At 64.5% G+C, this 18,849-nt stretch carries 18 protein-coding genes; 12 read left to right on the top strand and 6 right to left on the bottom strand.

What is annotated here, in order from left to right:
- The first annotated feature begins 20 nt into the window (after positions 1-20).
- Positions 21-449, top strand: a complete 429-nt coding sequence (locus QM590_RS16170; protein WP_179272040.1) for a type II toxin-antitoxin system Rv0910 family toxin — start codon at positions 21-23, stop codon at positions 447-449.
- Positions 450-608: 159 nt separating this feature from the next.
- On the opposite strand, the gene QM590_RS16175 is transcribed toward QM590_RS16170, so the two are convergent.
- Entirely contained in the window at positions 609-1,013 is a 405-nt protein-coding gene (locus tag QM590_RS16175) for a hypothetical protein (RefSeq protein ID WP_094640560.1), read from the bottom strand.
- Positions 1,006-1,386 (bottom strand): hypothetical protein, encoded by a 381-nt coding sequence (locus tag QM590_RS16180; RefSeq protein WP_269595690.1) that lies wholly within the window; start codon positions 1,384-1,386, stop codon positions 1,006-1,008. Before QM590_RS16180 ends, QM590_RS16175 begins: the two co-directional genes overlap by 8 nt.
- A gap of 250 nt (positions 1,387-1,636) precedes the next feature.
- On the opposite strand from QM590_RS16180, the gene QM590_RS16185 reads away from it, so the two are divergent.
- The 8 genes from QM590_RS16185 to QM590_RS16220 are packed head-to-tail and all read left to right on the top strand — an operon-like array spanning position 1,637 to position 9,004.
- Complete coding sequence (locus tag QM590_RS16185; RefSeq protein WP_068048684.1) at positions 1,637-2,161, top strand: MSMEG_0572/Sll0783 family nitrogen starvation response protein; 525 nt, start codon at positions 1,637-1,639, stop codon at positions 2,159-2,161.
- A 9-nt stretch (positions 2,162-2,170) separates the two neighbouring features.
- Positions 2,171-3,226: an MSMEG_0568 family radical SAM protein gene (locus QM590_RS16190; RefSeq protein ID WP_269595691.1), complete on the top strand. Its 1,056-nt coding sequence runs from the start codon at positions 2,171-2,173 to the stop codon at positions 3,224-3,226.
- 1 nt (position 3,227) lies between these two features.
- A complete protein-coding gene (locus QM590_RS16195) occupies positions 3,228-4,643 on the top strand; it encodes an MSMEG_0567/sll0787 family protein (RefSeq protein ID WP_269595692.1) in 1,416 nt (471 codons plus the stop codon).
- The gene (locus tag QM590_RS16200) at positions 4,640-5,533 is read left to right on the top strand and encodes a carbon-nitrogen hydrolase family protein (RefSeq protein WP_149406869.1); all 894 of its coding nucleotides are present in this window, start codon (positions 4,640-4,642) and stop codon (positions 5,531-5,533) included. The genes QM590_RS16195 and QM590_RS16200 overlap by 4 nt, the downstream gene beginning before the upstream one ends.
- Complete coding sequence (locus QM590_RS16205; RefSeq protein ID WP_149406870.1) at positions 5,526-5,816, top strand: MSMEG_0570 family nitrogen starvation response protein; 291 nt, start codon at positions 5,526-5,528, stop codon at positions 5,814-5,816. Before QM590_RS16200 ends, QM590_RS16205 begins: the two co-directional genes overlap by 8 nt.
- Entirely contained in the window at positions 5,813-7,087 is a 1,275-nt protein-coding gene (locus QM590_RS16210; protein ID WP_269595693.1) for an MSMEG_0569 family flavin-dependent oxidoreductase, read from the top strand. The genes QM590_RS16205 and QM590_RS16210 overlap by 4 nt, the downstream gene beginning before the upstream one ends.
- Before the next feature lie 7 nt (positions 7,088-7,094).
- Entirely contained in the window at positions 7,095-7,946 is an 852-nt protein-coding gene (locus QM590_RS16215) for a carbon-nitrogen hydrolase family protein (protein ID WP_269595694.1), read from the top strand.
- Positions 7,943-9,004 carry an MSMEG_0565 family glycosyltransferase gene (locus QM590_RS16220; RefSeq protein ID WP_269595695.1) on the top strand — a complete coding sequence of 354 codons (1,062 nt, stop codon included), beginning with the start codon at positions 7,943-7,945 and terminating at the stop codon, positions 9,002-9,004. Before QM590_RS16215 ends, QM590_RS16220 begins: the two co-directional genes overlap by 4 nt.
- On the opposite strand, the gene QM590_RS16225 is transcribed toward QM590_RS16220, so the two are convergent.
- The 3 genes from QM590_RS16225 to QM590_RS16235 are packed head-to-tail and all read right to left on the bottom strand — an operon-like array spanning position 8,986 to position 13,731.
- Entirely contained in the window at positions 8,986-10,017 is a 1,032-nt protein-coding gene (locus QM590_RS16225) for an adenylate/guanylate cyclase domain-containing protein (RefSeq protein ID WP_269595696.1), read from the bottom strand. The two genes, QM590_RS16220 and QM590_RS16225, sit on opposite strands and share 19 nt — an antisense overlap.
- Positions 10,010-11,437 carry an HAD-IB family hydrolase gene (locus QM590_RS16230; RefSeq protein ID WP_068048699.1) on the bottom strand — a complete coding sequence of 476 codons (1,428 nt, stop codon included), beginning with the start codon at positions 11,435-11,437 and terminating at the stop codon, positions 10,010-10,012. Before QM590_RS16230 ends, QM590_RS16225 begins: the two co-directional genes overlap by 8 nt.
- The gene (locus tag QM590_RS16235) at positions 11,434-13,731 is read right to left on the bottom strand and encodes a glycerol-3-phosphate 1-O-acyltransferase (protein ID WP_269595697.1); all 2,298 of its coding nucleotides are present in this window, start codon (positions 13,729-13,731) and stop codon (positions 11,434-11,436) included. Before QM590_RS16235 ends, QM590_RS16230 begins: the two co-directional genes overlap by 4 nt.
- A gap of 395 nt (positions 13,732-14,126) precedes the next feature.
- Between QM590_RS16235 and QM590_RS16240 the strand changes: the two genes are divergently transcribed.
- Both QM590_RS16240 and QM590_RS16245 read left to right on the top strand, forming a co-directional pair.
- Positions 14,127-14,852, top strand: a complete 726-nt coding sequence (locus QM590_RS16240; protein ID WP_269595698.1) for a DUF6319 family protein — start codon at positions 14,127-14,129, stop codon at positions 14,850-14,852.
- 66 nt (positions 14,853-14,918) lie between these two features.
- Complete coding sequence (locus QM590_RS16245) at positions 14,919-15,575, top strand: chymotrypsin family serine protease (RefSeq protein WP_149406877.1); 657 nt, start codon at positions 14,919-14,921, stop codon at positions 15,573-15,575.
- Between the two features lie 82 nt (positions 15,576-15,657).
- Here the strand turns inward: QM590_RS16245 and QM590_RS16250 are convergent, their stop codons facing one another.
- Positions 15,658-16,320 carry a TetR/AcrR family transcriptional regulator gene (locus QM590_RS16250; protein WP_179272037.1) on the bottom strand — a complete coding sequence of 221 codons (663 nt, stop codon included), beginning with the start codon at positions 16,318-16,320 and terminating at the stop codon, positions 15,658-15,660.
- Between the two features lie 138 nt (positions 16,321-16,458).
- On the opposite strand from QM590_RS16250, the gene QM590_RS16255 reads away from it, so the two are divergent.
- Positions 16,459-18,597 carry an MFS transporter gene (locus QM590_RS16255; RefSeq protein WP_411567364.1) on the top strand — a complete coding sequence of 713 codons (2,139 nt, stop codon included), beginning with the start codon at positions 16,459-16,461 and terminating at the stop codon, positions 18,595-18,597.
- The last annotated feature ends 252 nt before the right edge of the window (positions 18,598-18,849 follow it).

The following is an 18,849-nucleotide window of genomic DNA, read 5'->3' on the forward strand; positions in this document are numbered from 1 at the left end:
GTTGTGACAGGCTCGAATACATGGCGACGATCAGTGTCTCGGTACAGATGCCCGAAAATCCGCAGGGCGCGTGGGACAAGGCTTCCGCGCTCGATCGGTTCGACGAGTGGATGACCATTCACGGTGGATGGTGCAGCCCACCGCCGAAGAAGGTCGGCAAGGGCACCGAGGTGGAGTCGCTGGTCAAGGTCAAGGGCTTCAAGAACACGATCAACTGGACCTTCACGGAGTACGAAGAGCCGAAGTTGATCGAGATGTCCGGCCGCGGCAAGGGCGGGGTGCGGATCTCGCTGACGGTCCATGTGCGTGAGGCCGAGGGTGGTTCGGAGCTGACACTCGACGCGAAGTTCGGTGGGGGCGTGCTGTTCGGTCCGGTGGGATCGGTGGTGGCGCGGGCGCTGGACACCGATGTCAAGAAATCCGTTGCGAACCTGGCGGCGTTGAGCTGACACGTCTCTGCTGAAGTAGCTGCACGACAACCTTTTCCAGCCCCGCATCGATGTCTCGGTGCGGGGCTGGAGACTGCATGGGATGCTCCACTCGAGGCCTCGATCGAGAGATTCCCCGCGTGCGACCCGTCCGAGTGGAGCAAAAATTGCGGAAGACCCCTACCGCTGACGAGTCTTTCGCAACCACCACAGTCCCGCGATGGGGAGCACCACCGGGATGAAGACGTACCCGGATCCGAAGTGCGACCACACCGTCGGCTCCGGGAAGTCCTGGGGCTGGATGTAGCTGAGGGTGCCGATGCCGATGACTCCGACGAGTTCGATGATGCAGGACACCGTCACCACGCGTCGGGATGCCTCGGTTGCTCGGGCCAGTCCCACAGTGGCCACGATGTAGACGACCGCCGCGAAAGCCGACAGCAGATACGCGATCGGGGCGTCGTCGAATCGAGTGGTGAGCTGCACGATCGAGCGTGCTGTCGCCGCGACGGCGAACACGGCGTAGACGGCAATGAGGAAGCGCCCGAATCCGGTGCGCGTTGCTTGCTGGAGGTTGTCAGGCATATCCGGCCCAGATCTGGCTCAGGCGCAGCACCATGGCCGCGAGGGTGAGGACGGCAACGAGCAGTACCGCGGTGCCGCCGCGGGAGCGGTCGCCCAGGGACCACCACGTCCCGAGCGGAAGCAGAAACAGCAGTCCGACGAGGTAGGACCCGAACGTGAGTCGGTGTATGTCTCGATCCGAGGTGAACATCATGACGAATCCGATGACGGCCTGCAGCGCGACGACGGCCTCGGTGGCAGCGATGGTCCAGAACAGGGCTCGATCGGACTTGTCCTTGAGCAGGACCGGTCGGTTCATGGCGAGCTTCACGAGCACCCAGATGCCTACGACCAGGGACAACGCGTACAACAAGCCGGTGACGGCGCCGATCATCGAGTTCCTCGTCAAGTTCGGAGTGGATGGGTGGTTCGACCTCCACACTATCCGCGTAACGCCACGTCAACACTGTGAGGCCCTCGAAACACGGCGTTGTTCCGGGTGTGACCAATCGGAAATGGATGGGGCTTGTACTTGTTCCATGCCCGCAGAGGATCTGCTCTCTCGCCGGACATGACCTTTCTTCCCACGGTGGCCACAGGCGTCCACCTCATCCAGCCAGCTCTGCGAACTTCAGGAGACACCCGTGTCAGACATCGACCAGGCCATCGCCGAGAACATCAAGAAGTCGCTCGAAGAGATCCCGCACCCTTCACTCCCCAAGGGCAGCAACATCTACGGCTCCACCAAGATCTTCCCCGACTACAAGGCCGAGAACGGCGAGAGCTACTTCACGCTGGTGCACGGCATCGCACACGAATCGTCGGTCTCCTTCGTCGCTGTGCTCCAGGCAACGCGCGCTCTGCGCAAGGGCTTCGAGTCCGCCATGTACTTCTACGGCCCCGGCGCTATCAATTGCCTTGCCACTCGGGGCTTTCCGACGACCGGTGACTCCGGCTTCCCGGGCGAGCAGAACATCAACGATTCGCTCGCGACATTCATCGCCGAGGGCGGCACCGTGTTCTGCTGCCGCTTCGGGCTCGCACTGCACGGTGGCCGCGAAGAGGACCTCATCGAGGGCGTCATCCCGGCCCATCCCCTGGACGTGCAGGACGCGTTGATCCACTACGCGCGCAAGGGTGCCATCATCAATTCGACCTACATGGTCTAGGGGATCTCGATGTCCATCTCTACACGCGTGGATCTGGCGTTGCTCGGAATTCGAGGAGCAACGCCGGTGTCCAGAACTGCCGGTGCAGGCCCGAGTGACGATGGACATGTCCGCATCGATGGCCTCGGCGCAGCCATCCCCCGCAATCCGCTCAGCCCGTACGTTCTCGAAGAGGGGCGAGTGTTGTTCGACGGCAACGACATCGGACTCGATGTTCAGGCCGTCGATCGCCCGAAGTTCTACGACCTCGCCACAGCCGACGGCGTCGCCTACGAGAAGATCGCCAAGCTGCACGGCTCCGGCGTCCTCGCTACGACCGTGGTGCAGACGTGCATCCGCTACGACGCCGACCAGCGGTGTCGCTTCTGCTCCATCGAGGCCTCGCTCGAGGCCGGGGACACCATCGCGGTCAAGACCCCGGTGCAGTTGGCCGAGGTGGCCGAGGCGGCGGTGCGACTCGACGGCGTCACACAGATGGTCATGACGACCGGCACCTCGGCCGCAAAGGACCGCGGTGCTCGCCACCTGGCCCGATGCGTGCGCGCCATCAAGGCGGTGGTTCCGCAGTTGCCGATCCAGGTGCAGTGCGAACCTCCCGGCGATCTGCAGACGATCCAAGATCTGTACGACGCCGGAGCCGATTCCATCGGCATCCACGTCGAATCTCTCGACGACGACGTTCGACGCCGGTGGATGCCGGGCAAGGCCTCGGTCTCGATGGACGAGTACCGCGCGGCGTGGAAAGAAGCGGTTCGTGTCTTCGGACGAAACCAGGTCTCGACGTACATCCTGGTGGGACTCGGTGAGGATCCCGACGAATTGGTAGCAGGCGCAGCAGAACTGATCGAGATGGGGGTCTACCCCTTCGTGGTTCCGTTCCGGCCGCTCGCCGGAACGTTGGCAGTGGACATCGACCGAGCGACGGCACCGAGCCGAGACGTTCTCGAAAACGTCACCCGACGCGTCGCCAAGGAACTTCAGGCCGCGGCGATGCTCGGATCCGAACAGAAGGCAGGCTGCGCGGCATGCGGTGCGTGCAGCGTTCTGCAGAACGCGGGAGGCTGACATGTTCGGTGTCGTGGAACAGGGCGACCTTGCCGGATTGTCCGGTACTGCAACCACTGTCGTCGAGCCCGGGTTCATCGTCCAGCCGTGCGGAAGTACAGCGGAGCTCGACGCCTATCGTGCACTCCGGAGGGCGACCTTCGTTGCCGAACAGGGCTTGTTCGCCGGCACCGATCAGGACAACATCGACGACGACCCACGAGCAGTCGTTCTGGTCGCCACCGATCGGGACGGCACCGTGCTCGGCGGAGTGCGGCTGGCACCCTGCACCGCAACGGATCTGGGGTGGTGGGCGGGAAGCCGGCTCGTGGTCGCTTCTTCGGCGCGCACCTCCGGCGTCGGGCCTGCCCTTGTTCGGGCTGCCTGCGCGCACGCCGAGAGCAGAGGTGTTCTTCGCTTCGACGCGACCGTGCAGAAGAGCAACGAGCAATTGTTCAACCGCCTCGGATGGATTCGCCGCGGCGACGTCGAGGTTGCCGACACGCCGCACGTGGCGATGTACTGGCCGATCGACCGGATCGAACGGCTCGTCTCCTCGACCAAGGCGATGCTCGCCGGGGTACTCGCACCTCTCCGGGCGCAGCCACTCGGACTCGGTGCCAAAGGCTTTCGCGGCGACGACGGCGTTCCGGTACCGGGGAGCGACATGATCGCGGCGTGCGATGCCATCATCCCGTCCATGGTCGATCGCGACCCCGAGTGGGCCGGCTGGTGTGCCGCGCTGGTCAATCTGAACGACCTCTCGGCGATGGGAGCAGGAGCCGTCGGCATGCTCGATTCCGTCGGCGCACCTACCCAGAGTCGGCTGACCCGCATCATCCGGGGTCTCGCCAACGCCTCTGCAGCGTGGCAGGTTCCGGTGCTCGGTGGCCACACCCAGGCCGGGGTGCCGTCGTCGCTGTCGGTCACCGCACTCGGCCGGACCTCGCGACCGGTGCCGGCCGGTGGCGGTGGCGTCGGCGATCGGTTGACGCTCACCGCAGACATCGAAGGCGAGTGGCGACGCGGATATCATGGCCAGCAATGGGATTCGTCGTCTCGTCGGAACTCCGGCGAACTGACGGCCATGGCGACGTTCGTTTCCCGCACCGCACCCAAGGCCGCCAAGGACGTCTCGATGGCAGGCCTGGCGGGTACCACCGGAATGCTGGCCGAGGCGAGCGGGACGGGTGCAGTACTCGACGTCGCCTCGATACCGAAGCCCGACGCAGCGTCGATGGGCGAATGGATCACGTGTTTTCCAGGGTTCGCGATGATCACCGCGGACCGTCCCGGTGCACCCACTGCACCGTCCGGACCTGCGCTGTCCGCAGTCTGCGGAGAGCTCACCGACATTCCGGGCGTCGCACTGCGATGGCCCGACGGAATCACCACTCGCGCGGTCACGTCCACCGTGACCGGATTGGGAGAAGCATGACCACCCACCCGAAGCCCATCACTATTTCCGTCGCCGCAGCCGAATTCGGACGCGACATGGAACAGGGTTACGCCACCATCGCCGCGTTGCTCGAGGAATCGCGCAATCGCGGTAGCCAGCTGCTCGTCCTGCCCGAGGCCTGCCTCGGCGGCTACCTGCCGAGTCTCGGCGGAGGAGACGAGACCGAGGAATCACGTCAGCGTCGACTCAAAGCCCTGCCGCCGGCCCTCGAACTCGACGGCCCCGAGATCAGACGCGTCGTCGACATGGCCGGCGACACCGTCATCACGTTCGGCTTCTGCGAGAAGGACGGTGATACCCGCTACAACGCCGCAGTGACGGTCGACGGCAGTGGAATCCTCGGCTCATACCGCAAGGTGCACCAGCCGCTGGGTGAAAATCTCTGCTACGACGCGGGAGACAGCTACTCCGCCTTCGACACTCCGATCGGCCGCATGGGGATGCAGATCTGCTACGACAAGGGATTCCCCGAGGCAGCACGGGAACTGGCGCTCGACGGTGCCGAGATCGTCGCCTCCATCTCGGCCTGGCCGACGGCCCGCACCGCCACTGTCGAGAACATGGAAGAGGACCGTTGGAAGCAGCGGTTCGACATCTACGACCGCGCTCGTGCACTCGAGAATCAGATCATCTGGGTCGCGGCCAATCAGGCAGGTACCTTCGGATCTCTCCGATTCGTCTGCAGCGCAAAGATCGTCGGACCCGGCGGAGAGATTCTCGCCGGTACGGGCGTCGAACCGGGCTTGGCCACGGCCACCGTCGACGTCGCTGCCCTCATCGGCGCAGCACGTGGCGGCGGCATGTACAACCTTCGTGATCGTCGGCCGTCCGTGTACCGGACCATCACCAAGGAGCCGATCCATGCCTGAGATGTCGTTCCTCGTTCGATGGCCCGACGGACGCGAACAGTCCTGCTATTCACCGTCTCTGGTGATGCACGACTACCTGACGCCCGGCCAGGACTACCCGGTGGCGGAGTTCGTGCAACGGACGTCGGAGGCGTTGACGATCGCCAGCGATCGAGTGCTCGCCAAGTTCGGCATGCGGTGCACCTCGGCCGCACAACAGATGGAGGAGATTCACGGTGTCAGTGCCTCGTACGAGGCCGGTGCCGTTCGCGTACTGAGCATGTCGGGAGCTGAATTGCTATGACGGAGAATCACAGTGCAATAGAAAACTACTCCGTGATCGTCATCGGCGGCGGGCAGGCCGGCCTGTCCATCAGTTGGCATCTGACTCAGCGTGGCATCGAACATGTGGTGTTGGAGCGTGAGACGATCGCGCACGAGTGGAAGGACTCCCGCTGGGACAACTTCACCCTCGTGACGCCGAACTGGCAGTGCGCGCTCCCCGGGTACTCCTACGACGGTGACGATCCCGATGGATTCATGCAGCGTGACGAGGTGTACGCCTTCGTACGCCGCTACGCGGAAAGCTTCGATGCACCGGTCCGAGAGCACGTTTCGGTCGATCAGGCACTTCAGTCGGTGGCGGGTGGCTTCGACCTCCAGACTTCCGCCGGCCCCATGCATGCCGATCAGATCGTCGTCGCCGTCGGTGGGTACCACATCCCCACAATCCCGAGGTTCGCCGAGAAGCTTCCCCGTGACATCGTCCAGATCCACTCCTCCGAATACCGCGGGTCACACCAGTTCCCGGACGGCGACGTGCTGGTGGTCGGCACCGGCCAGTCCGGTGCCCAGATTGCCGAGGACCTGCACCTCGACGGCCGCCGCGTCCATCTGGTGGCGGGCACCGCTCCCCGCGTCGCGCGATTCTATCGCGGCCGCGACTGTGTCGCCTGGTTGCACGACATGGGGGTTTACGATGTCTCCATCGAAGATCAACCCGGCGGCGTCGGCAAACGCGAGAACACGAACCACTACGTCACCGGACGTGACGGTGGTCGAGACATCGACCTGCGCGCATTCGCCACCGAGGGCATGAAACTCTACGGCCGCCTACTGGGAGTCGAGGACGGCGTTCTGCAGTTCGCGCCCACCCTCGAGGCATCCCTCGACGCTGCGGACCGCGTGGCCGAGAGCATCAAGGACAACATCGACGCCTACATCGAGCGCGAGGGAATCAGCGCGCCGAGCGAGGAGCGTTACGTTCCGGTGTGGCGTCCGGAGACCGAGACCACCGAACTCGACCTCGTCGCCGCCGATATCAAGGCCGTCGTCTGGTCCGTCGGCTTCCGTACCGATTATCGCTGGCTGAAGGTCGGCGCGTTCGACGGCGAGGGCCACCCGACGCACAACCGAGGCGTCACCTCGGTGTCCGGCCTGTACTTCCTCGGTCTGCCGTGGCAGCACACCTGGGGTTCGGGGCGATTCGCCTCGGTGGCGAGGGACGCTGCGTTCCTCGCCGATCAGATCGGTCTCGAGATCAGTGCCGCACAACCCCAGAGTCAGATGGTCTGAGCTTCTCGTGGTCCCCATCAAGATCGGCGCGCTGGCAGCGCATTTCGGGAGAGATGTCGACCGAGCCGTACTGAAGATCACCACGATCATCTCCAGTGCGGCCCGAGAAGGCATCGATCTCCTGGTGCTGCCCGACGCGTCCCTCGGGGGCTACATCAACAGTCTGAGCAATCCGGATCCCGCGGAACTGCCGCCCACCCTCGATCCCGACGGTCCGGAACTGGCGGCGATCATCGCCGCGGCCGGGAACATGACGATCTGCATCGGCTACACCGAGCTGTCGAAAGGACTGCGGTACAACGCTGCTGCCTGTCTGACCGGAGACGGCATCCTGGGTAGTCACCGCAAGGTGCACCAGCCGCTCGGGGAGTCGCTCGCCTATGCGGCCGGTGATCACTTCGAGGCTTTCGACACCCCGGTGGGGCGGATGGGCATGTTGATCGACTACGACAAGACGTTCCCGGAGTCGGCGCGGACGTTGGCGCTCGACGGCGCGAGAATCATAGCGGCCCTGTCTGCGTGGCCCGCCAGCGTCACGGATCGAGCGTCTTCTCTTCCGAACGATCGGCAGTCCCGTCTGTTCGATCTGTACGACGCAGCCCGGGCGGCCGAGAACCAGGTGGTGCTGGTCTCGTCCAATCAAACCGGAGTGATGGGTTCGCTGCGCTTTCTCGGGCAGGCGAAGATCGTCGGCCCCGGTGGCGACGTACTAGCGCGGACCTGGTCCAAAGGAGGCCTTGCGGTGCACGAGATCGATGTCGACGCCGAGGTCGACCGAGCGCGCCGGGGGCTGCATCACCTGGCCGAGCGTCGAGTGGATGCCTACCCGAATCTGTTGCAGGAGAAGCCAGGTCAGTGAAGATCAGCCTGTCGACCTACTCGTCCAAGCCGCGCGGCGGAGTGGTGCACACGCTGGCGCTGGCCGAGGCGCTGGCGCGCGCCGGGCAGGACGTGTCGGTGTGGTCCCTCGGCCGCGGTGGCGACAGTACGTTCTTTCGTGACGTGGACCCCGCCGTCGACATCAAAATGGTCCCGTTCGAGCACCGGGAAGGGGAGAACGTCGGAGAACGAATTCTGCGGTCGATAGATGTTCTGCGGCAGGCTTTCACGCCGGACGAGTACGACATCGTGCATGCGCAGGACTGCATCTCCGCCAATGCCGTCGGCCGCTGCATCAGGACCATCCACCACCTGGACGAGTTCACCACGCCCGAGCTGGCCGCGTGCCACGAACGCGCGATCACGGCCCCGTACGCGCGCATCTGCGTGTCGGCGGCGGTGGCGAGCGACGTTCGCCGCGGATGGGGATTCGAGCCCACGGTCATCCCCAACGGCGTCGACGCCGAGAGGTTCACCGCAGCGGCGCAATCGGGCCGATCGCACTGGCGCGAGAAGCTCGGCCGATACGTGCTCGCCGTGGGAGGTATCGAACCGCGCAAAGGCAGCCTGGATCTACTCGACGCCTTCGCCCGGCTGCGTACGCACGACCTGAGATTGGTCTTCGCCGGCGGTGAAACGCTGTTCGACTATCGCGACTATCGTGCGGAATTCGACCGCCGCGCAGCCGAACTCGGTATCGAGCCGGTGATACTCGGTACCGTCGACGACGACGAGTTGCCGCACCTCGTGGCACAGGCTGCTGTGCTGCCGTTCTTCTCGACCAAGGAGGGCTTCGGACTGGCCGCCATGGAAGCACTCGCGGCGTCGACTCCCGTCGTCGCGCGAGATCTGCCGGTACTGCGAGAAGTGTTCGGCAACAGCGTCACCTACGCGTCCTCGGCGCAGACCATGGCAGCCGAGCTTCAACGTGCCGTGCGAGAACCGCAGGATCCGCTACCGGGCCTGACGCTGGCGCACAGCCTCACGTGGGACGAGGCTGCGGGTAAACATCTGGAGTTCTACTCCTCGCTTCGGTGACCGCTGCGCTTGTTGCGCTTGAGCCGATGGGGCTTGAGCTTGTGGAAACCCTTGACCCGTAGTGAGCGAATCGATTTGAGGTAGAACTCGGAGTCGTGACGCAGTTCCTCGGTCATGACGGTGTCGACGAGAGTCGTTCCCGGATTGGCCGAACTGGTCAGGCGCGCAGCGATGTTGACCACGGACCCGTACAGATCACCGTAACGGGCGAGAACCGGCCCCCAGGCCAGCCCGACCCGCAGATCCGGCATGTCTTCCTGTTCGGCGAACGCGTCCTGCAGGTCGAGGGCGATGTGGGCGGCGTCCTCGGGAGTCTGCGCGCTGAACATCACCTCGTCGCCGACGTTCTTGATCACCGAACCACGCCCGCGCGCAATGATATTGGTGGCGAGAGACTCGAACTCCTCGAGGAGCGTGGTCAGTTCGCCGATGTCGAGTCGACGCGTCAGGCTGGTGTAGCCGACCATGTCCGCGAAGCCGACGGCCATGACGGGGCTGTCGGTGGCGTCGTCGGGAGCGGCGATGGACCGTCCGGCCGCCGCGGCCAAGTGCCGTCGCCAGGTGTACGCCTGGAGCGCTTCGAGGGTGGGGACCGTCTCGGCAGCGATATCCCTGGCGTTGTGCCGGATGGTGTCGATATCGTTCTGGTCCTCGTCGCTGCTGGTGATGCGCTCGAGGATGTGAGAGTTCACCACGCCCACTTGCCATTCCGCGAGTCTGGACATCGACTGGCCGAGAGTGCGCGCGATCGCGACCTCCATCTCGGGCTTGATGACCTTCTGCTCGGTGAGTCCGGTGATCAACTTCAGTGCCTCGAGGTCCGCATCGGTGTAGACGACGGCCTCGGTATCGGTGTGGATGGGAAAGCCCATGCCGATCCACAGCGCGATGACCCGTTCGAGCGGCAACCCCGACCTGTCGACGATGTCGGACCGGGTGTACTTCGGAGTGCCCCCCAGGAGATTGCGTTCGATCTCCGCTTGCACCACCGAGTTGATCTCGTTCTCAGGCATATCCCAACGTTCTGTCGAAATAGGAACGGACATCGTCCACGTACGCGTCGATCTTGTCGGGCTCCCAGTCCGTGGTGGGAATGGGCTCTCCGATGGTGACCTTGACGGTACCGGAATGGACGGTGAAATCCTTTTTCCACATCACGTCACCCGCGTTGTGGATGACGATGGGAACGATGGGCACTCCGGCCTGCATCGCCAGGTGGAAGCCGCCCTTCTTGAATCGGCCGAGACGCGACGTCGGCATCCGTGTGCCCTCGGGCGCGATGGCGACCGAGATGCCACTGTGCAATTTCTCGATGGCGGGGCGCATCGCCTCTCGCGCCTGAGAGGGATCACCACGATCGACGTAGGCGACGTCGAAAATCCTGCCCAGCAATGCGAATCGTGGGTCGCGTTCGAGTTCTCGTTTGGCGACCGCGGTGATGTCCCGTCGAAGAATGGACGTGACGATGATCGAGTCGGCGGTGCTCTGATGGTTGAACATGAACACAGCGGGCCGCGCCGACCACGCGTTCTCGGTGCCGGTCACGTCGAGCTTGACTCCGGCAATGGTCAGAGCGATGTCGGGCGCAATGGTGCTCGTGATGTTCGCTCCGTTGCGCCTGCTGCGCGTCAGCAGCCCGAGGCCGAGGCCGATCGATGCGCTGGCCAGCACCGACCCCAGAGCTGCGGTGCTGCGCACGGCCGAGGTCAGATCGGTGCCGCGCTTGGGGCTCTCCAACGTGAGCGAGGGCCACTTCTTCTTGGCGGCGTAGCGCTGCAGTTCGGGATCCGGGTTGAGGGCGATGGGACGGCCGACGGCCTCGAGCAGTGGAATGTCCTCACCGCCGTTGGAGTAGGCGAAGCAGCCGGCGAGAGCGATTCCCTCACGTTCGGCGTAGTCGATCGCGGCCTTGGCCTTGCGTGGTCCCCACAGCGAATCGCCGACCAGCTCCCCGGTCAGGATGCCGTCGGTGACCACCGGAGTGGTGCACAGCAGTGTCTCGAACATCATGTCCTGCTGTACGGGCAGCGCCTGGTAAGGCGTGGCCGAGGTGGCCATCACCAGTCGATGCCCAGCGTGGCGGTGTGCTTCGACGAGGATGCGGGCCTGTGGATAGATCATCGGCGCGATCTCGTTGCGGAACAGCGTGTCTGCCTGTTCCATCAGATCGTCTTCCCGACGGCCCTCCAGGCCCCGGACGGCCTTGCCCATCAGGTTGTCGACCGGGGAGTTGCGCATCCGCATCTCGACGACGGCACTCGATATCTCCCACAGTTCCTTGACCGTCACGTCGAGAGTCTTGAGCCGTTCGAGAAATACTGCACGGGCGGAGAACCCGTTGATCAGGGTGCCGTCCAGATCGAAGAACGCAACGGTGTCCCGGCCGGGTGGAGCGGCGGCGATCGCAATCAGTCGATCGTCGAACTCGGTCATGAATTGTTCTCCTCGGGGGCCGAGATCGGTTCTACCTCGCGCAGCATTCGGTGGGCCATGTCGCGGATCGTGCGTACCTTGCGTGCCCACTCGTCGATCTCGAGCGCGAATGCTCGACGCCGCCGGGCTATACCGTCGGACGCGGAATCGACGAGATCGCGATTCTCGGCCAATTGCAATGCTGTATCGAACAATTCGCCGGAGATCGACTCGCTGTGATCGAGCTGTTGGCGAAGTCGTCTGGCCTGAGCCGCACCGAGGCATTCCGTGATGAACTTCGCCTTGTCGAACTCACCGCTCTGCGGCAGCAACATCAGCTGATCGGCAACCACCTGGTACGCCTCGAAGATCGGCTGCAACACGCGGTGCGCCAGATGCAGATCCTGCGACTGCAGTTGCCGTGCAGCATATTCTGGGTCGCTGATGTTGGCTCGCCAGTCCGGGTCGATGAGATCGACCTCGGATTCGAGCCGCTCGCCGAAGTCCTTCTTGTCGCCGAAGAAGAACTCGAACTTGAGCAGATCACGTAACTGCAGTGCCGACTGCCACAGCGACTCCTGGGTCAGTGGCGTCGAATCGCCGCTGGTCGGCAGCACGACCAACTCGCCGATGGCGCGCATGACGAAGAAGTGGATTGCGTTGTTGCGGAAGAACGCTGCAACCAGATGCTTGTCCTGAGCCAGGTAGAACAGGGGCTCGGGACCGTCGTCGAAACGCTTGACGACGTTGGCGTTGACCTGTGCGATGACGGCCGAGCGCACGACGTCGACGTCGGCGATATCCACGCCGCCCGCGGTGGGCAGGTTGCGGCGCTTGATGTAGCGGGCGAGCGGGGCGATGATGGCCCACATCTCGTTGACGTTGAGGGCGCGATCCTCGATGCCCAGCAGGGCCATGGTGACCAGCGCCGCCGGGGTTACCGGAGTCGCGTCGTTGATCGCATGGGAGACACCGAGCGCGATCTTCTGCACCGCCACTCGCTTGTCGGAGTTCTCGGCGACGATCGACGCCACCGACATCGGCTCGCCGAAGTTCAGGTACACGTTGCCGCGCAACGTGCCCTGCGCGCGGATGTACCCGATGGCCATTCGAATACCCTCGGCCTGCTTCTTCGCGCCGTGCGATTCCTCGGCCATCGCGCCGACCTCGTGCAGCCGGTCGTAGGTGATGGATGTCGGAACCAGGTACACGTCCTCCGCATCGCTGGTCTCGAGTGCGTCCACCAGATAGGTCAGCAGGCCGAACCGCGGCGGGCGGAGCTTCCCGGTGCGGCTACGGCCGCCCTCGATGTACCACTCGAGGTTGAACCGCTTGCTCAGCAGGAAGCTCATGTACTGACGCAGCGTCCACTTGTAGATCGCGTCGGAGAACTTGCGCTGGATGAGCACGACGCCACTGCGTTTGGCGATCGGGCCCAGCGGCCAGAAGCCGACGTTGATGCCGCCCATGACGTGGTTGAGCGGCAGGCCTTCGGCCAGCAGGGCAGGACGCAGTACGAGCGGGTCGAGATAGGAACGGTGATTGGGCAGGAACACCAGCGGATAGTTCTTGTTGAGTTCGCGCACCTTCTGCAACTGATCACGGTCCACGTCGACCTTGTACGCCCGGGAGAAGTACGCCCCGAGGGTTCCCCACATCTCGACCGCACGGCGGGTCTCGGTTGCGACCATCTCACCGAGGATCTCCTGGACGCGGGTGTCGACGGCGTCGCGATCCTGACCGACCTCCTCCGCGAGTTCGGTGATTCCGTCCCGGAACTTCTTCTGTTCCGTCATGTCCTCGACGACGAATCGCGGGATCTTGTACTCGGAGCCGATGACGCCGCGCTCGGCCTTGTCGAGCGCCAGACTGGCCTGACGAAGAATGAACGATGACAGGGACGTGCCGCCGCCGCGCTCGAACCGATCCTGCAGATCACTGAGAGTCGCGGGCTCACCGACCAACACCGCGGAGTGGTCGGGGTCGTCGCCTGCCACCCATCGCTGCCACACCTGCGTGGGCTTGGACCGACCACGGGGCGCGAAGATTCGGTGCAGAATGCCGCTCTTGCGATCGGACAGAGTCACCCGCAGCGGGATCAGCAGCGGATCGTCGGCGTAGCCGCGAACACTGTCCGACAGTGACGTTTTCGCCTCACCGGAGAGCACCACCGACGGCGGTCGCGGTTCGCCGTCCGGCGTGGTGGCGTCGATCCACTGATTCAGAGCCTGAACCTCGAGGGTGGATTTGGCGTCGAGCAAATACACGTGCGGACCGTCGCTGAGCGACTGTTCGTCCGCGTCGAGGTGGTACATCGAAACTCCTGTTCCGTACCTTCGCAAGAAGGCACGCCGCCAGGCTACGCGGCAGAAACCGTGTGCGAGGGCGGTTCGGTGAGGTGGTTCCGGAACGCCGATGTCGCCGAGAGTCGCGCGGCTACTCGCGGGTACCCCGGTGGGGTCGATGGCACCTCGAGTGCGCGCGCGGCGCGCAGGCCGGCTGTCGTATACAGTGAGATGCATCGGCCTTCTCGGCCAAGCAAATCTAAGTGTTAATCCGAGTTACAGTTACTCAGGGTTACAGTTACTTGGATTAACAGATAACCCCCTCTCGATACGCCGATCCGACGCGCCCTGCGCTGCCCCGGCCGCATCTCACCTGCAAGTGTGCGACAGTATTCGCAAACACTTTCGAGAAAGGCCGGTAGTCGATGCCACCCCGTGGGCGCGCCGTGAACGATTCGTTGACTCCCGAGAATCTGACGGCTCTGGCCGCCGCGCTCGCCGAGGGGCGTCGCGCCACCGTCTATCTTCGTGAACCCAACCCGAGTCTGGGCCTGCCCGAGGGTACGTCGGCGAAGGTCGTTTCGATCGACGGCACCACGGTCACCATCAGCCCGAAGGGTGTCAACGACGAATTGCCCTACGAGGCAGAGGAACTGCGCATCACTCGCAACGCGGCAACCCCGCCTGCGCCGGCCAAGCGCGTGCCCGCGAAGAAGGTGGCACCGCCTCAGGCGACGCCGGCAAGGAGCCCCGAGGCGATACAGCCGAAACCTGTGGTGGTTCGGCCCGACGCGGAACCGGCGCAGCCCAAGACGGTGGCGGAACGCCCCAAGGCCGTGCAACCGCCGAGTCCGGCTCCCCGTCGTGCCAAGAAGGCACCGGGCGGCGTCAGCGTCACCATTCATGCCGGGGCCGACAACGATTGGTCGGTCACGGTCACCCAGGGGGCGAAGCGGCCCACCAAATCGCAACCGGTGAGCCCCGAGTCGGTGAGCCGCGCAGTTCGGGAGTTGGGCGATCCCACCGCACGCGACGCAGTCGAAGCCGTCATCTCCCACGCGCGCGAGGAAGCCGCTCGACGCGTTGCGGAACTGAGTCGACAACTAGAGGAGGCGCGCACCACCCTTGCAGCCCTCGAGCAGGACGTATGAGCGACTCGCTCGTGTTCGTACACCTGTTGTTGCTAGGGTTCTGCCGACACCGCTGAGAGGGAGTACATGTTCAAGAAATTCATGCTCGTCGTCGTGGGGGCGGCTGCAATCGTAGCCAGCGTCGGCGTGGGGACCGCATCCGCGGCCACTCCAGCTGCTCTCGGCGGCGGCTCGGGGATCATCGTCGGAGGTCAGGCGGAGTGCACGCTGACGACGATCGGAAACGACCGCAACGGAAACCTCGTCGGCTTCACCGCAGGCCACTGCGGCCAGGCAGGCGCTTCCATCGTCCCCGAGTACGACACCTCCCTCGGTGAGGTCGGCCGCATCGCGTTCTCCAATCCGGAATTCGACTACGCCCTGATCGAATTCCAGCGTGACAAGGTCGCACCGATCAACCGCGTCGGCAACGTGACCATCTCGCAGGTCGGCCCGCCGACGGCGTTCCCGAACATCGTCTGCAAGGAAGGCCGTACCACCGGCAACACCTGCGGACTCGCCTACGGCGACATCCTGCAGTCGCAGGAGACCTGGGCTCAGCTGTGCGTCGTCGAAGGTGACTCGGGCAGCCCGGTCGTCGTCGGCAACACCCTCGTCGGCATGGTCAATGCCTACCTCGGCGTGGCGTGCTTCGGACCCGAGGTCGGCACCAACTTCGACGCGATCCTCCGCAACGTCGATCAGGGCAACGGACTCGGCGCAGGATTCGTCCCGGCTCCCTAGATCCACCCGTTTTCGGCCGAAGGCCCCGTTCGCGCAACACACCGCGACGGGGCCTTCGTCGTGCGTGGGGTCGGTACTGCTCTCAGCGGGCGCGGGCGGACGACCGAACATCTGCGACTATGCGTTCCGCGTCGTCCGGCGCGATTCCCAGCAGCACCAGGCTCGACGTCGTCGCCGCTCCGGCCGGATCGCCGATCAATCCGGCGTTGGTGGCGTCGAGGATCGACAGCGCAATGGCCTCGATGTTGAGGATCAGCACCTCGGCGGCGAGGTACGAGGAGAACACACCCTCGCGCTGTCCCCGTCGGATGACCGCGGCAGCCGACTCGCGCATCGGAGTCAGTAGATCGTGAATGCTGTTGTGTCCCAGATCGGACCGTGCGACCGCGAGTAACAGCCGGTACTGATCTCCGACGCGGGCCAGGGCCAGTGTCTGCCGAACGAACACCGTCACCGCCGATTCGTCTGCGGCAGGAACGCGGTTGAGCGCAGCCGAAATTCGTTCCGCTGCCTCCACGGCGATACCGTCGATCAACGCTTCGCGAGAAGCGAAGTGGGCGTACACGGTTCGCCGGACCACTCCCGCAGCGGCGGCGACGTCGTTGATGGTCGCATCGGGATTGTCCGCCAGCACTCCTTGCGCAACGTGCAGAATTCGCGCTCGATTGGATCGGGCGTCACGTCGTTGCACGGGCGGCGCAGCTGCGTCCCGTGCAATCGAACTCGACTCCGTCGTCTTACGCACAGGACAACATCTAGCACCATCGCGGGCGGGGAGTGTGGTTGCCGCCACAAAAGATTGCCGATCCTAGTCGACGCTTCCTAAGCTGCACAGCACTGTGCAAGGTGTGTCTCGCACTTTGCCAACGGGGGGGAACACACGATGACACTGCTTGCGATGACGCCTGTCCAAGATATGCACAAACCGTACCCACGACGCTGGTCGGCGCTGGTGGTGTTGTGCCTGAGCCTGCTGATCGTGGTCATGGCCAACACGTCCCTGTTGGTCGCGGCACCGTCGATGACACTCGACCTGAGTCTGACGAGCAGCGACCTGCAATGGGTGATCGACGGCTACACCGTCCCCTACGCGTCGTTGATGTTGCTGTGCGGGGTGATCGGAGATCGCTACAGCCGCCGCGGCGCTCTGATTCTCGGCCTGATCATCTTCGTCGCCGGATCTGTCGCCGGGGCACTCACCGATGCCAACCTCGGGGTGATCCTGGCCCGCATCGTCATGGGTGTTGCCGCTGCCATCGTCATGCCCGCCACCCTGTCGCTGTTGGTCGCGACCTTTCCCAAGCGGGAACGCGCCACCGCTGTCACCGTGTGGGCGGCAACCTCGGGACTCGCGATCGCGGCCGGGCCGCTGTTGGCGGGCTGGCTTCTCGAGAGATTCACCTGGCACTCGACGTTCCTGATCAATGTTCCGATCGCGTTGGCCGCCATCGTCGGTGCCGTCGTGCTGGTCCCGCCGTCACGGGCCGTCGACCCGGGTGCGATCGACTGGATCGGTGGACTGCTGTCGGTGCTGGCCGTGTCGACCATCGTGTACGCCATCATCGAGGGGATGCACTTCGGCTGGACGGTCGGGCCTCTGTACTTCGCGCTCGTCGGGCTGCTGTCGGTCGTCGGCTTCGTGGGATGGGAACTGCGCCATCCCAATCCGTTGCTCGACGTCCGAATGTTCTCTTCCCGCATCCTCAGCGGTGCCACCCTCGCGGTGCTGATCTTCTTCCTCGTCACCTTCGGTGCCATCTACTTCGTCGCCCAGTATCTCCAGTTCGCTCTCGGCTACGGTCCGGTGTCCACCGGCGTTCACCTCTTGCCGTTGGCCGGTGCGGTCTTCGTCGGATCCGGAATCACGATGTGGCTCACGCCGAAGCTGGGACCGCGCGTCACCGTCACCGCAGGCATGATCGTGGGAACGCTGTCGGTCGTCTCGCTCATCGGGATCGACTCGACCGCAACGTATTCCGACTTTCTTCCGGTGCTGACGCTGCTCGGTCTGGCAATCGGACTGTCCGTCTCGCCCTGCACCGACTCCATCATGGGCGAGTTTCCGGACAGCAAGCTCGGAGTGGGCGGCGGGCTCAACGACACCGCCCTCGAACTCGGCGGATCGCTCGGCATCGCTGTGCTTGGATCGGTGCTCGCCGCGTCCTACCGCCAGGGCATCGAAGGATTCCTGCAGACCTTCCCCGGCAAGCAACCGAACGGCCAGTACACCGGTCAGGCGGCGGAAGGACTTGCGGCATCGCAGGATTCGTTGGCCGGTGCGGTGATCGTCTCCGACGTCATCCGCGACCAGAACGCATTCCTCAGTGGGTTCGCGGACAATCTCGAAGCCAATGCTGTCGCGGCGTTCGGTGACGCAGTGGTGCACACGAGTGTTGTTGCCGCCGTCGTGTTCGGCGTCGGCACGGTGATCGTCGCGCTGCTCATTCCGTCCAAGAATGCGACTGCGGCGACGTCGTCGGAGAAGATCGAGTTCGAGCCGATCGTGCCCTTCGTCGCGCCGCCGGCAAAGGACCCGGTTGCCGATCGTGAGGTCGCCGAGCTCGAGCAACTACTGGAGCGGCCGTCGGCGAAGCCCCAGAATTCCGGCGCACGGCACGCATTGCGCACCGCGGAGGAGACCGCACCGGCACCTGCGCGCACCGTGGCCGAGCCGGCTCTGGTGGACGCCGAGCTCGAGCGTCCCAGCATCTATCAGCTGGCCTCGAAGGTGTACGAGTTCGACGCCTCCGTCGCCCGACAGGCCACGGTGGACAGCAAGTCCGGCGACCGCGTGACGATCCACCAGCTCGCCCTGTCCAACCTGGCGCGCACCCGACGCGTCGAGGCCGAGGAAGCCCTCGACGCAGCCCTCGAACTCAGCGATCTGCCGGTTGCGCCCACACCGCAGCCGCCCGAACCCACCGAGCCGCTGCAGACCTTCTACCAGCGGGCCAGTAAACAACACGCCAACTGCACGGCATTCAAGGAACGCTCGAGCTCCATGTGGGCAATGCCGCTGTAGTCGCAACCCCGCCCGCCTCTGGTCCGCCTCCCGCCCAATCCCGCCCGCGCACCCAACCCCGCCCGCGTCAATGGACCATTGCACCGCCGAGACGTATGCAAAGTGCCATCGACGCGCACGGTGTCCTTGCGTGAATAGACCATTGCAGCGCCGAGACGTATGTGCACCGCTCCCCGGAAGTTGGACTGAGTAATTCAGGGGACTGTCTGAATAACGGTTGATCCGGTCCTTGGTTCGACACGCCGAGCTCAG

Source organism: Rhodococcus sp. IEGM 1372 (assembly GCF_030056835.1).
Taxonomy (GTDB): Bacteria; Actinomycetota; Actinomycetes; order Mycobacteriales; family Mycobacteriaceae; genus Rhodococcoides.